This window comes from Oceanicoccus sagamiensis (genome assembly GCF_002117105.1).
Lineage (GTDB): Bacteria > Pseudomonadota > Gammaproteobacteria > Pseudomonadales > Dasaniaceae > Oceanicoccus > Oceanicoccus sagamiensis.
In genome coordinates this window covers 2,319,207-2,332,784 of the sequence record NZ_CP019343.1, presented here as the reverse complement: position 1 = coordinate 2,332,784, position 13,578 = coordinate 2,319,207, and the positions used below count along the sequence as shown (strand labels likewise).

The 13,578-nt window shown below is 48.7% G+C and carries 13 protein-coding genes; 7 read left to right on the top strand and 6 right to left on the bottom strand.

Annotated features, from left to right (window positions below; all coding sequences use genetic code 11):
* Positions 1-224 precede the first annotated feature (224 nt).
* On the top strand, positions 225-497 hold the full coding sequence (locus BST96_RS10615; RefSeq protein ID WP_085758683.1) for a hypothetical protein: 273 nt from the start codon (positions 225-227) through the stop codon (positions 495-497).
* Positions 498-658: 161 nt separating this feature from the next.
* The gene (locus BST96_RS10610) at positions 659-922 is read left to right on the top strand and encodes a hypothetical protein (protein WP_085758682.1); all 264 of its coding nucleotides are present in this window, start codon (positions 659-661) and stop codon (positions 920-922) included.
* A gap of 17 nt (positions 923-939) precedes the next feature.
* Here the strand turns inward: BST96_RS10610 and BST96_RS10605 are convergent, their stop codons facing one another.
* Positions 940-1,728 (bottom strand): tyrosine-protein phosphatase, encoded by a 789-nt coding sequence (locus tag BST96_RS10605; RefSeq protein ID WP_085758681.1) that lies wholly within the window; start codon positions 1,726-1,728, stop codon positions 940-942.
* Positions 1,729-1,847: 119 nt separating this feature from the next.
* Entirely contained in the window at positions 1,848-2,174 is a 327-nt protein-coding gene (locus BST96_RS10600) for a hypothetical protein (RefSeq protein ID WP_169713966.1), read from the bottom strand.
* Between the two features lie 396 nt (positions 2,175-2,570).
* Between BST96_RS10600 and rpsT the strand changes: the two genes are divergently transcribed.
* Positions 2,571-2,837, top strand: a complete 267-nt coding sequence (rpsT, locus tag BST96_RS10595; RefSeq protein WP_085758679.1) for a 30S ribosomal protein S20 — start codon at positions 2,571-2,573, stop codon at positions 2,835-2,837.
* 82 nt (positions 2,838-2,919) lie between these two features.
* On the opposite strand, the gene proB is transcribed toward rpsT, so the two are convergent.
* From proB to rplU, 4 genes are all read right to left on the bottom strand, one after another.
* Complete coding sequence (gene proB, locus BST96_RS10590; protein ID WP_085758678.1) at positions 2,920-4,044, bottom strand: glutamate 5-kinase; 1,125 nt, start codon at positions 4,042-4,044, stop codon at positions 2,920-2,922.
* An 8-nt stretch (positions 4,045-4,052) separates the two neighbouring features.
* Positions 4,053-5,258, bottom strand: a complete 1,206-nt coding sequence (gene cgtA / locus BST96_RS10585) for an Obg family GTPase CgtA (RefSeq protein ID WP_085758677.1) — start codon at positions 5,256-5,258, stop codon at positions 4,053-4,055.
* A 159-nt stretch (positions 5,259-5,417) separates the two neighbouring features.
* On the bottom strand, positions 5,418-5,675 hold the full coding sequence (gene rpmA, locus BST96_RS10580) for a 50S ribosomal protein L27 (RefSeq protein ID WP_085758676.1): 258 nt from the start codon (positions 5,673-5,675) through the stop codon (positions 5,418-5,420).
* A gap of 23 nt (positions 5,676-5,698) precedes the next feature.
* On the bottom strand, positions 5,699-6,010 hold the full coding sequence (rplU, locus tag BST96_RS10575; protein WP_085758675.1) for a 50S ribosomal protein L21: 312 nt from the start codon (positions 6,008-6,010) through the stop codon (positions 5,699-5,701).
* A 362-nt stretch (positions 6,011-6,372) separates the two neighbouring features.
* Between rplU and BST96_RS10570 the strand changes: the two genes are divergently transcribed.
* From BST96_RS10570 to prsR, 4 genes are all read left to right on the top strand, one after another.
* Positions 6,373-7,335, top strand: a complete 963-nt coding sequence (locus BST96_RS10570; protein ID WP_085758674.1) for a polyprenyl synthetase family protein — start codon at positions 6,373-6,375, stop codon at positions 7,333-7,335.
* Positions 7,336-7,696: 361 nt separating this feature from the next.
* Complete coding sequence (locus BST96_RS10565; RefSeq protein ID WP_085758673.1) at positions 7,697-9,943, top strand: DUF1631 domain-containing protein; 2,247 nt, start codon at positions 7,697-7,699, stop codon at positions 9,941-9,943.
* A gap of 191 nt (positions 9,944-10,134) precedes the next feature.
* The gene (prsK, locus tag BST96_RS10560) at positions 10,135-12,183 is read left to right on the top strand and encodes an XrtA/PEP-CTERM system histidine kinase PrsK (protein ID WP_085758672.1); all 2,049 of its coding nucleotides are present in this window, start codon (positions 10,135-10,137) and stop codon (positions 12,181-12,183) included.
* A 17-nt stretch (positions 12,184-12,200) separates the two neighbouring features.
* Positions 12,201-13,550, top strand: coding sequence for a PEP-CTERM-box response regulator transcription factor (gene prsR / locus BST96_RS10555; protein WP_085758671.1), 1,350 nt, complete (start codon positions 12,201-12,203; stop codon positions 13,548-13,550).
* Positions 13,551-13,578 lie beyond the last annotated feature (28 nt).

Genomic DNA, 13,578 nt, shown 5'->3' with positions numbered 1-13,578 from the left:
TTCTTTAATCGAAATCGTCGCCCTCGCCCCTGTTTTGGATCGCCAGCTTAAAAAAAATAGTCATTTAGAATCAAATACTTAGTAAGAAAACCCCCACGCCAGGACCAACCCAAAAATATTAGGGTAACTTATTACCAATATACCCACAGGTAATTGGTAAACAATTAATCTGATGATAGAATTCGCGCACAAATTTAAAACAAACCTGGGACAATGAATTCGGCATGAAAAAATATCTCTCTATCGCTTTAAGCACCACGTTAGTCGCATTTTCTTTAAGCGCAACCGCAGCTAAGCCCACCAGCATCACGTTTGAATCCGATGGCAAAACTCCTGACGGCGTGGATTACGCTAGCTATATCGTTAAATGCTCAAACGGCCAAAAGCAGCCACTGACGGCTTGGGATAACCGTAAGAAATGGTGTGTAGGTAGTGAGTCGCTAGAAAACTGCCACAAAAAGCAGATCAAAGCCGCTAAGAAAGCCTGTAAAGCCTAATATCCAAAACGGATAGTTAGCCGCAGGCCTGAAAAACCAGCCAAGTATTCACCAGGCTGGTTTTTTTTCGCCCGGGAAAAGCAGACAAACAAACCCTTTTGGGGCTACACTTAAACACTGACAGCAACACTTATCCTCATTAACTATCAGGTATGCAAACCATGCAGATTCTCGATAACTATTATGAGCCAGGCACCCCAAGCCCTTCCTTTGAACACAAAGATGGCAGCCCCAACTTAAGCTTTACCCTACAGCTTAACCAGCCAGAGTTGCTAACAGCCAAACCCACAGTAGACTCCAATCAACAGCAGGACCCGAACAGCCTGCCAGTGCATTTTTATCTGCAAAACCTTCACTATCAGCGACTGCAACAGACCATCCATACAGCCACAAAAGATAAGCGCAAGCAAAAACAGCAACAGTAATACTTGATCAAAAAAAGCTATTCGAGATAGCGTGCTTGCAGCCAATCCCTTTCCGCCAAACCCACCCCTAAAACATCTTGCAGGTAATTCTCAATCGTCGGGAATTGCTTATCAATCATATCGAAAGCTGACTGTAAATAATCCCGCCGCACTTCCAGCAAAGGTCGCATCACATCGGGCTCACCCTGCCACTGATATTTCTTACTCACCCTGGCAATCTCTTTGTCCACCAACACATAATCTGCGGTCAACATATAGTCGGCAAAAATGGTTTCCCGGGGCACACCCAGTGCAGATAACATCATCGCCGCCGCAAAGCCCGTGCGATCTTTACCCGCTGCACAATGCACCAAAGAGCCCCCCTCAGCATGATCTAATAAACAGCAAAACATCTGGCGATATTTGTCAGCTTGGTCAAAGACAAATTCTTGATTAATCGCACACATAAAGCTGGCCATTTTCTCACTGCCCATATTGCCACTGGCGATACTCTCTAAAAAACCAATAGCACTGCCTGGATGAATCGGCAGCGCTACCGTTTCAGGCTGCGCAGATAGGGGAAACAGACTGGGGTCTTGCTGCCTCTCCTCATCACGCCTGAAATCAAATACCAGGCGAATATCCAAGCCAGCTAATTGCTGCTGGTCAACCTCCGTCAACTTAGACAACTGGCCGGAGCGAAATAACTGGCGTCGCTTGACGCTGCGACCATCGATAGTTGTATAACCGCCATAGTCTCGGAAATTTGGAGTTCCTTTAAACGGTATATGGTGGCCCTCGGGGGCCTTGAATAGAGTTTCAGACATGCACAGTATTCCTATCAAAAAAGTCTGCAGTGATTGGATAACATTACTGATCAATAGGCAATAAAAAAGGAGCCACCAAAGGTGGCTCCTGCTCACGAGGGGAGAGCTACGTGAAAGGCTTAGATCGAGAGATCCAGTAACGCAAGTTCAGTAATCATATCCTGTGATTCCATCCGCGCCTTATAGCGCCTTGCCTTACGATTATATTGATCGGCAATTTCATGCATACGATCGATAATTTGGTTATGTTTGCGGCTACTTTGCACACAGTTTAAATACTGCTCTTGCGTTGCCAGGTAATTTTTGACCGCAATCTGCGCCTGTAACATTTCGTATTCACTAGCCATATCAGGATTAGGCATACCGGGTGCGGCAGACTGCTGACACGATGCCCAGCCCAGAGAGGTTGATAAGGCCAGTACCAATAAGGTGATTAAATGACTCAAACACTTCATAGCAAAAACGATTAACTAGTTGATTAACATGACTAAAGCTTAGCGCCAAACGAGAGCGACTTCATAAGTAAAAAGTTGGCAATAATTTTCTTGACAGCCGGCAAGCCCAGCCGCAAGGGATCGGCCGTTACAAACGGCCAATTAGTTACATTTATTGGCTGTAATAAACGACAAAAAACATCACTGGATACGGCTTACCGAAGGTAAATCGGGTAAAGTCACTACAACTGACCCTCATAGCCGCCGCCGGCAAAGAAAACCGCTAATTAGCGGGGCAACACGGTTGACATAGGGCGTAGAACAAGGAATAATCCCGCCTCCTAAATTTCCACTCCTGTTTTCAACATCTGTCTGCAGGGGATCACTATTTGACACAGGATTTATACAATGGCGAATTCACCACAAGCCAAAAAACGCGCCCGTCAGGCCGAGAAGCGTCGCCAGCACAATGCCAGCCTTCGCTCAGTTGTTCGTACCTCCATCAAGAAAGTACTGGCCGCTATTGCCACTGGCAACGCTGAAGAAGCGACAGCCGCTTACGCAGCAGCCGTGCCCGTTATCGACCGCATGGCAGACAAGGGCATTATTCATAAGAATAAAGCTGCTCGTCATAAGAGCCGCCTGAACACACAGGTCAAAGCTCTGGCTGCGTAATTACTCAGCCCAGAAGCAAAAAAACCGGCTAATGCCGGTTTTTTTACGCCTGTAGCTTTTATCTAAAACCACGCCAGGCACCCTACACCAGTACCAGGTTATCCCTGTGAATAAGCTCTTCTTCACACCGGTAACCCAGAATATCTTCAATTTGCTCACTACCCTTGCCAATAATCTGCTGCGCATCAAAGACATTATAATTAACCAGACCACGGGCAATCTCATGGCCGCCAGCATCGGTACAAGATACCAGATCTCCACGACCGAAAGACCCGGATACTGCTCTCACCCCTACCGGCAATAAACTGCGCCCGGACTCACGCAACACCTTCACCGCGCCATCATCCAATTGCACCACACCGTTAACCCGGGACATACCCGCCAACCACTGCTTACGGGCAACCAGAGGGCGACGCCCGGCCTTTAATAGGGTCCCCAGCGACTGCTGCAACGACAAACGCAACAACACCTCATCCAGCGCCCCACCCACAATAACCGTATTAGCTCCTGAGCGGGCAGCCAATTTTGCCGCCCTGATCTTGGTCACCATACCACCGCGCCCCAGGGCACCTGCACTGCCGCCAGCCATCTGCTCCAGACTCACATCATCAACAGCCGCCTCGGTCACCAACCTGGCGTCCGGATTGCTGCGAGGGTCTGCATTATAGAGACCGTCCTGATCAGTCAATATCACCAGACGATCGGCATCGATAAGATTGGCTACCAGAGCAGCCAAAGTATCATTATCACCAAAACGAATCTCATCGGTTACTACCGTGTCATTTTCATTGACGACAGGAATGACCCCAAGCTTTAGCAGTGTGGTCAAAGTCCCTCTGGCATTTAAGTAGCGGTCGCGCGCAGAGATATCATCATGACCTAACAACACCTGAGCAGTATGCAGACCAAACTTCTGGAAACAAGACTCATAGGCCTGCACCAGACCCATCTGGCCCAGCGCCGCCGCCGCCTGTAAATCATGTAGCGCATGGGGGCGCTCAGTCCAGCCCAAACGACTCATACCCACCGCCACTGCACCAGAAGACACTAACACCAACTCTATGCCCTGTTGGCGCAACTGAGCCATCTGTGCCGTCCAATCAGCAATAGCCGCCATATCAAGGCCTTTACCATTGGCGGTCAGCAAAGCACTGCCAATTTTGACTACCCAGCGCTGCGGTTTTTCTACTGATTGTTGTGTATTCATCTGCTTACTCAAGGCTCGTAAACCACCTCAACGTCGTAATCGTCGTCATCCCAATCATCTTCATCATCCAGGCCTTGCTGCTTAGCCGCTCTGGCAGCCTTGCGCGCTGCGGCCAGCTCCTGAATTCGCAGCCGCGACTCTTCTTGCATACGGCTTTGAATCTCAGATTCTTTAACCGCCAATTCCGGGTCTTCCAGCTCTCTCTCAGCGCATTCTTCCAAATAGGCCATAATATCGCCGCAAATAGGGTCTACACCCAACTTACTAATAGCGGCAATGGAATACACCGGCCCCTGCCAATTCAACGCATCAATCACTTGCTGGCTGCGCTGCTCGCGCTCATCTTCCGGCAGCAGGTCCATTTTATTGAGTACCAACCACCGGTCGCGCTGATGTAAGGTCGGGCTAAACCGCTCCAACTCAGTGATGATAGACTGCACCGCCTCAGCGGGGTCACTGCCATCAAAGGGTGCCATATCAACGATATGTAACAGTAAACGGGTTCTTGTTAGATGCTTTAAAAAGCGTATACCCAAGCCAGCACCGTCTGAAGCACCTTCAATCAAACCGGGAATATCCGCTACCACAAAGCTGCGATGCGCCTGTACTTTTACCACCCCCAAATTGGGTACCAAAGTAGTAAATGGATAACCTGCGACTTTGGGCTTGGCGGAAGAAACCGCGCGAATAAAGGTCGATTTACCAGCATTGGGCAGCCCCAGCAACCCGACATCCGCCAGCACTTTTAACTCCATACGCAGATTGCGGCATTCGCCTTCCGAGCCCGGCTTGGTTTGTCTCGGTGCCCGATTGGTACTGGATTTAAACCGGGTATTACCCAGACCATGGAAACCGCCCTGAGCAACCTTGATACGCTGGCCATGCTCCGCCAAATCACCCAGCACTTCCTGGGTATCATCATCAATAATGGTGGTACCGACAGGCACATTAAGGGTTAAATCATCCCCGCCTTTGCCCGTACAATTTCTACCCCTGCCACCCTCGCCATTCTCCGCTCGGTAGAAACGCTGGTAGCGGTAGTCCACCATGGTATTCACCGAATAATCAGCCTGCAACCAAACGCTGCCGCCATCACCGCCATCTCCACCATCGGGCCCACCTTCGGCCACATATTTTTCACGGCGAAAGCTAAGCGCGCCATTGCCGCCATTGCCGGCCTGCACCTTAATACTGGCTTCATCGACAAATTTCATGCCCTTTCTCCGCTTTCGACATCATGAGTAAACGTGATTAGATAATAGTAGATGAACGACCTGGCCGCTCAGTGGTAACCCTGCAAGGTGATAAAAATAATCTTCACCCATAAAAAAGCCCCGTCATAAGACGAGGCTTTTTAACTAACCTGCTCGTGCTTAGGCAGAAACAACGCTGATATATTTGCGGTTTTTCGGGCCTTTCACTTCAAATTTAACAACACCGTCTGCCTTGGCAAACAATGTGTGATCAACACCCAGACCAACATTTTCACCGGCGTGGAAACGTGTGCCACGCTGACGAACCAGGATATTGCCAGCCAATACATCTTGACCACCAAAACGCTTAACACCTAAGCGTTTGGCGTTAGAATCGCGACCGTTACGAGTACTACCACCTGCTTTTTTATGAGCCATTATTACTTCTCCTCGTTAGTCTCTTAACCTTTGATCGCGGTGATCTTAACTTCAGTGTACCACTGACGATGACCAGCCTGCTTCATAGAATGTTTACGACGACGGAACTTCATGATTTTCACTTTCTTGTGACGGGCCTGATCAATAACCTCAGCAGTCACTTTTCCACCATCAACGTAAGGCGCGCCAATTTTAGCACTCTCACCTTCGCCAACCATTAATACTTTATCGAAATCAATCGACTCACCAATGGCGACTTCAATTTTTTCCAACTTGAGGGTTTCACCCTCTTTAACACGGTGCTGTTTACCACCGCTTTCAATTACAGCGTACATAGTTTTACTCCACTATTTTGGCCTGCTTGCAAATAGGTCTTACATTCAGTCTTTCCGCCAGTTGTATCAATCATCACCATGACAACGAATACCTCTGGGACAAGTCCAGGCACCAATCCCGCCAAGCCCAAGGAATTACCAGGAATTCCATAAACAGGTCAGGTTCAGATTTGGGAGGCGCATTCTACGGTAGTTCAGAGCTGAGAACAAGCCCTTAAAGCGGTTAAAAACCAATCCACTGGCCAGAGATCAGAAGCCCCCCAAGCCCGCTTGACACAATCCAGACAGCGCCCTAGCATGCGGCTCCCGCTATTCAATAAGGAATAGCATCACCATCCGCTAGCCAGGCACCGAATATAGTCATGCAACAGGTCCGTAAGGTCGTCGCCAACGAGTTTGAAGCCGTCAATCAGCTTATTATCGACCAGCTTCAATCCAATGTCCCCCTGGTCGAAAATATTGGCCACTATATTGTCGATGCTGGCGGCAAGCGCATGCGGCCTATGTTGGCACTGATCAGCGGCGGCGCCTGTGGCAACCTGAACAAAGACCATCTGACGCTGGCTGCGGTGATTGAGTTTATTCATACCGCGACCCTGCTGCACGATGACGTTGTGGACATCTCCACCCTGCGCCGGGGCCGGCCAACGGCCAATGCAGAATGGGGTAACGCCCCCAGCGTGCTGGTGGGAGACTTCCTGTATACCCGCGCCTTCCAACTGCTGGTATCTATCGGCAATATGGAGGTAATGACACTGATGGCTGAAGTGACCAACACCATTGCTGAAGGAGAAGTGTTACAACTGACCAAAGCCGGCGATCCAAACACCACTGAACAGGACTATTTTCAGGTCATCAAAAATAAGACTGCGGTGCTATTCGCTGCTGCAACTGCCTGTGGCGCCATTCTGGCGGGCTCAGAGCAGGAAGAAATAGACCGTTTCTACCAATATGGGCTGGACCTTGGACTGGCCTTTCAACTGATTGATGACGTGCTGGATTACGAAGGCAACGCCGGCGAAATGGGAAAAAATGTAGGGGATGACCTGGCAGAAGGCAAACCCACCCTGCCCTTAATCTATACCATGAAACAGGGCAGCAAGGCCGACGCCGCACTGATTCATAGCGCCATCAGCAACAAAAGCCTTGCACAACTGGAAGAGGTTGTCGCCGCGGTACAACGCTGCGATGCACTGACTTATACCAAGCAACTGGCAATGGCCAAGAGCAAGGCCGCCGCTGCCGTCATCGACAACTGCCCTGAAAGCCCTTATAAAGAGTCGCTGGTTCGGCTAGCAGAGCTGGCAGTCGCCAGAAACGCCTGATACAAACCTCATACCCCCCCCTGCGCAGCAGTCACAGAATAACCGGATAAGTTGTCGGCTTTTTTTACAAATAGCCCAATATACACAACTATTGCGACTATAATTCAACCACTTAGGCTTACAAGCCAATACTATATCAAATCACCAAATGACGATTAAATCATTAAATAACAAGCACTTAAAAAAACATTGAATGTTTGTTGAAAATTACCAAAAAGTTGTAGATAGTTAAGGCATAAATCTTGCTGAGTAACTATTTATACCTGCGACTATGCAATGGCATCTAACGGGCTGGCTAATACGTACCTATAGAGACCCTATTTAGCCACCTGGCTTAACTTTACGAATTACGACGTCGACGATGAAGAAAGACTCTGATCATATACAGGCAGCCCCCGATAACAGCAGCTCTGCTGAAATCCCGGTATTGCTGCGCCAGATCAAAGACAATTCAACATCAATATTACTCGCCCATCTGGAAAACCTGTTCAGCTCCTGTGACGACCTGTTTTTTGACCTGTCCAGCCGAGCAGCGACCAATAGCGAGCAAAATCTTTATTTTGAATCCATGCGCGAAGTACGCCTTAAAAAGCACGGCGTTATGGCCTCTTTCAAAGGTGAAATCGAAGCGGGCTTTCATCAAATTGCCACAAGCGCCAAAACCAGCGCTCTATCCTCTGGCCTCAACACCATGGCCAATAGCGACCACAACAGCCTAAGCCTGGTGCAAAACGATATTCTTGAACAGGATGTTGCTATCGCCAGCATGGTAAGTAAAGCTCAGGTTAATTGTCAGGAAAGCCTCTACCACCTGAATTTAAGATTTGATTATTTAATGCCGAACACCACCATTAATGATCAAAACAATCCGATGGACCCCCAGCAGATTTGCCATTACTTTGCCGACGCCTGCAAAATGCTGGACCTCAATATCAAAGCGCGCATCATTTTGTTTAAGCAGTTTGACCGCCTGTTAGTGTCAAAGCTGGCCACGGTCTACTCTTCGGCGAACAACCTGCTAATTGAAGCAGGAGTGCTACCCAATACCCGTGGCTATGCCAAAAACAACGCCCAGCAAAACCAGGGCCAAAGCGACCGCGCAACAAGCACCGCAACAAACTCTCAACAAAGTGTTGAGTTCGACTTCGCAGAGCTAAGTAACCTGCTGACATCTGTCAGGCAGCAAAGCCCGGAGATTATCGAAAGCCTTATTCCCAATTACACCGCCTACTCAAGTAATGCTGGGCCAACCGTCTCAAATAACGACCTGCTGCAATTGCTGACCACCATTCAACAGAGCATTGTTCCGCCACCGGTCAATCAGGAACTGCAATTGGCAGAAAACCTGCGCCAGGTTATCGATAGCATTCTGGCTGAAGCTGACGACGCCCCTGCCAAGGCCGTGCAGCAGCCCGATGACGATGTGATTAATCTGGTTGCCATGTTTTTTGACTTTGTATTGGACGATAGCAATCTACCGATGGCCGTTCAGGCACTGATCAGCCGGCTGCAAATTCCTATTTTAAAAGTGGCTTTAAACGACAAAACCTTTTTCAATAAAGGCTCCCATCCTGCACGCCAATTAATCAACGCCATTGCAGAGGCCAGTATTGGCTGGGATGAATCAACACAGCCACAGCGCGACAGACTATTCTCATTGATTACCAAAATCACCCAGGAAATCAATGAAGAGTACAATAACAACGACCAGATATTTATTGATAAACTGAATGAGCTGGACAAGTTTATTCAGCAAACTGAGCACAAGTCAGCCTTAATCGAAAAACGCACCGGACAAGCTGCCGAAGGCCAGGCCAGAACCAAACTGGCCCGGATGATGGCGCAAAAAGTGATGTTTGAAAAACTCGAAGCTGCCGCACTACCAGAAAAAATCAGCGAATTTCTCACCGAGCACTGGCTCAACCTGCTGGTTATGTCTCACCTTAAACACGGTGATGAAAGCCCAGAATGGATTGACGCCACCCAATTGGTTGATGACCTTATTTGGGCCAGTCACGCCCACAACGACTCTAAATCTCAAGCCCGCTATCAGAAAATCAAGCCCGACCTACTAAACCGTATTAGCGAAGGCATGACACAAATTGCGGCTACCCGCGAAGCAGCAGACGAGACTATAGCCAATCTGGAGAGCACGCTGGACGAACTGCACTCATCAGATCAAAGCGACGTTATCATCAGACCACTAAGCACCAGTCAGGCAGAAACCCTTGGCCATATTCCAGGCAGCGGCAGCAAAAGCTGGCAGGATATGACCGGCGTAGAGCGCCAGCAAGCGCGCTACAAGCAGCTAACGTATGAATATATCCGCAAAGCGGAGCAGCTGCCCATACAGACCTGGCTGTCGTTTGAAGACCCCAAAACAGGCAAGCTTACCCGCTGCAAACTCGCCTCAAGAATTGAATCCTCTGACACCTATGTGTTTGTCAATCGCTTCGGCTTTAAAGCGCTCGAAAGACAGCGCAAAGACTTCGCCTGTGATATGCAAGCGGGACGCGCAACCATTTTGGAAAAAGGCAATTTGTTTGACCGCGCCATGGGCAATGTACTCGATAGATTAAATAACAACCAATCATCCAGCGCTGTCTAAGCCCTATTAAGCGCTGGCGTAAAACAGCGCTTTTTCTATTCTGTAAAAAATACCATTTCTTCCCCACAACACAGCAATATCAACTTAAGCAGCTATAATTCATGCTGACGCTTTTATAGCAGCCCAGGGCATATTGGGGCTCAACAGCGTTTGGAATCATTGACGTCCATTCATAAGATTAAGCCGCCACTATGCAGGAAAACTACATCGCCTATATCAGCTACTCTGGAGGTGGCGCGTCATTCGCATTACTCACGATTGCTTTTGCCTATTTGTGGAAGGTAAAACTCACCCACTATTCTTTAATTATTGCCAGCGCAACCTCGACCCTCTGGAACGTGGCAATCGCCGCCAATTACCAGGACTTTACCCTGCAACGTGAATACCTGCTGGTACTGGAAACGCTTCGCTATGGCGCCTGGATAGCAGCACTACTGGCTTCACTGCAATACACTCTGGGACAAAAGCTGGAACTCAAGTTTCGCTACACCATCAACGGGCTATGGCTAAGTAGCCTCGCTCTTATCCTGCTGCTTACCTTTATCAAAAGCCCATTAATACAAGACAGCAATCTATTGATCTGGAACAACCTGGTTCTGTCTATTGTTGGTCTGGTCTCCGTTGAGCAACTCTACCGAAACACCAGCCAGCAGCGCTTAATGAAATTGATCAGTGTGGGCATTGGGGCGCTGTTTGCCTACGATATTTACCTGTTTTCATACAGCCTGATTTTCAATCAAATCGACCTTGGACTCTGGCAATCACGTGGCGCCATTAATGGCCTGGCAGCGCTGGCACTGCTACTGGGCTCGCTGACACTGACCTCACAAAAAGCACAACGATCCACACTATCGGTATCGCGCCCAGTGGCCTTTTATACCACCAGTATGTCGGTGGCTGGCGGGTTTCTTGCCCTGATTGCTATCGGTGGCTACTACGTGCAACTTTATGGCGGCCGCTGGGGAAGTCTGGTACAGGTAGCAGTGCTGTTTGGCGCAATCCTCTCCATCGTCGCCCTATTCGTCTCCAGCACTATTCGCTCGCGTATTAATGTCTGGATCAATAAGCACTTCTTCCGCCACAAATATGATTACCGTGCCGAGTGGCTGGGCCTGATTAGCTCACTCGCCCAACCCACAGCCCAGGACAACTTCCACGAACGGGCCATCAAGGTGGTTGCCTCCATCTTCAAAAGCGAGGGCGGCAGCCTTTGGCTGCAAAGCAATGGCGCTTATCGCCCCGTGCAAACCTATAATATGGAAAATATCGATGCAGCTATGACCGAAAGCATCGACAGCCCCTTCTGCAAATTGATGATAGAACAGGAGTGGGTATTTTCACCTCACGGCTCGGACCGCGCCTCCATGGGCGAGGCCAACAGCCAACTGCCATCATGGATCTATGAAATTCCTGACCTATGGTTGGTTATGCCACTGCTCACGGAAAAAGACCTGTTAGGTTTTATGGTATTAAAACAATCCAAGCAGGATGCCTCACTTACCTGGGAAGATCTGGACCTGCTTAAAACCGTTGGCCGACAAGTTGCCAGCTATCTGGACCGCCACGAAGCTGCCGAACAACTGGCCCGCTCCAAGCAATTTGACGCCTTTAATAAGCTAACGGCCTTTATTATGCACGACCTTAAAAACCTCATCGCCCAGCAGGCGCTGGTGGTGGAAAATGCAGCCAAGCATAAAGAAAACCCGGCCTTTGTCGAAGATGCCATCAAAACGATTGATAACTCCGTCAGTAGAATGAGCAATCTACTGCGCAAATTACAGCAACAGGAAGCCAGCGAAATAAAAAGCCTGCAACTGCATAAGGTGCTGATGGAAGCCGCTAAAAAATGCCAGGACAACAAGCCTTCCCCTTCATTGCGACTGGAAAGCAAAGATATCAAAGTCGTGGCCGATCAGGACCACTTAATCATGGTGTTAGCGAATATCATTAAAAATGCCCAGGAGGCGACGGATAGCTCAGGATTCGTGGATGTCACTTTACGCCAAGAGGAAAAAAATGCCATTATTACGATCGAAGACAATGGCACGGGTATGGATAAAGAGTTTATCCGCCACCGCTTATTCAAGCCCTTTGATACCACCAAATCAGGCAAAGGTATGGGTATAGGTGTTTATCAAACTCAGGAGTTTATCTCAGACCTGGGTGGTAGTATCACTGTCGACAGCATACTCGGTGAAGGGTCAACCTTCACCATTTCCATTCCCGCTAGCGCTTTATAAATGACTAAGAATGACTTATGAGTAAAGAAACTGAAAAAACACTGCTAATCGTTGAAGATGATGCTGGCCTGCAAAGCCAACTACGCTGGCACTTTGACGCTTACAATGTGGTTATTGCCGGAGATCGGGAATCCGCGATCGCAGCGGTCAGGCAACATGAACCCGCTGTGATATTGCAAGACCTCGGCCTGCCACCCGACGAAGAAGGGGTGGAAGAAGGTTTTAAAACCGTGCAGGAGGTCAGCAGTATTTCGCCGTCATCGAAAATCATTGTTGTCACCGGCAACCATGATTACGAAAATGCCGTCAGAGCTGTTGCTCTGGGTGCTTACGATTTTTACCAAAAGCCCATCAATACGGAGACACTGGATTTGATAGTGCAACGCGCCTATCAAATGTATACCCTGGAAGAGCAGAATAGAAAACTGCACAGCCAGCAAACCTCTCCCCTTAACGGCATTATCGCTACCGACCCACAAATGTTGCGGATTTGCAGCACCATTGAAAAAGTTGCCCCAACCACTGTCACCACCACACTGTTAGGTGAAAGCGGAACCGGTAAAGAAGTTTTTGCTAAAGCCATTCACAATATCAGCCCGCGTAAAGACAAACGTTTTGTCGCCATTAACTGCGCCGCCGTCCCTGAAAACCTCATGGAAAGCGAACTGTTCGGCTATGAGAAAGGAGCCTTTACAGGCGCCAACAAACAAACCATCGGTAAAGTAGAAGTCGCCCAGGAAGGCACCCTCTTTCTCGATGAAATAGGCGATATGCCTTTACCCTTACAAGCCAAACTGCTGCGTTTTTTACAGGAGCGGGTTATCGAACGAGTGGGTGGACGGGAAGAACTACCGGTTGATGTCAGAGTCGTTTGCGCAACCAATAAGAACCTCGAAGAAATGGTGGCAGAAGGCACCTTCCGGGAAGATTTATATTACCGCATCTGTGAAATGGTCATTAACATTCCACCATTAAGAGAACGTGAAGGCGATAAGATTTTATTGGCCCGACACTTCCTGGAGACAATGACAGCAGATCAAAAAAGCAAGGTAACGGGTTTTTCTACTGAAGCTACTCAGGCCATTGAATCCTACCCCTGGCCGGGCAATATCCGTGAAATGGAAAACAAAATTAAACGCGCCATTATCATGTGCGACACCAAGCATATTAACCCCGATGATTTAACCATTGAAGCCGTAGAAAGCTTTTCTATTAACCTGCGCCAGGTTCGCCAGGATGCAGAAAAGAGCGCCATTAATAGAGCGCTCTCAATGACTGATGGCAACTATTCTGCCGCAGCCAAATTATTAGGGGTAACACGACCGACACTATATGACCTGGTAAAAAAATATAACATCACGGCCTAACAGCCAAATGACCAATTAAAAACTAGCA

What these genes read in the sequence shown, in the direction of transcription:
- BST96_RS10615 (WP_085758683.1), top strand. Translation starts at nt 225, where the DNA reads ATGAAAAAATATCTCTCTATCGCTTTAAGCACCACGTTAGTCGCATTT.
- BST96_RS10610 (WP_085758682.1), top strand. Translation starts at nt 659, where the DNA reads ATGCAGATTCTCGATAACTATTATGAGCCAGGCACCCCAAGCCCTTCC.
- BST96_RS10605 (WP_085758681.1), bottom strand. Translation starts at nt 1,728, where the DNA reads ATGTCTGAAACTCTATTCAAGGCCCCCGAGGGCCACCATATACCGTTT.
- rpsT (WP_085758679.1), top strand. Translation starts at nt 2,571, where the DNA reads ATGGCGAATTCACCACAAGCCAAAAAACGCGCCCGTCAGGCCGAGAAG.
- proB (WP_085758678.1), bottom strand. Translation starts at nt 4,044, where the DNA reads ATGAATACACAACAATCAGTAGAAAAACCGCAGCGCTGGGTAGTCAAA.
- cgtA (WP_085758677.1), bottom strand. Translation starts at nt 5,258, where the DNA reads ATGAAATTTGTCGATGAAGCCAGTATTAAGGTGCAGGCCGGCAATGGC.
- rpmA (WP_085758676.1), bottom strand. Translation starts at nt 5,675, where the DNA reads ATGGCTCATAAAAAAGCAGGTGGTAGTACTCGTAACGGTCGCGATTCT.
- rplU (WP_085758675.1), bottom strand. Translation starts at nt 6,010, where the DNA reads ATGTACGCTGTAATTGAAAGCGGTGGTAAACAGCACCGTGTTAAAGAG.
- BST96_RS10570 (WP_085758674.1), top strand. Translation starts at nt 6,373, where the DNA reads ATGCAACAGGTCCGTAAGGTCGTCGCCAACGAGTTTGAAGCCGTCAAT.
- BST96_RS10565 (WP_085758673.1), top strand. Translation starts at nt 7,697, where the DNA reads ATGAAGAAAGACTCTGATCATATACAGGCAGCCCCCGATAACAGCAGC.
- prsK (WP_085758672.1), top strand. Translation starts at nt 10,135, where the DNA reads ATGCAGGAAAACTACATCGCCTATATCAGCTACTCTGGAGGTGGCGCG.
- prsR (WP_085758671.1), top strand. Translation starts at nt 12,201, where the DNA reads ATGAGTAAAGAAACTGAAAAAACACTGCTAATCGTTGAAGATGATGCT.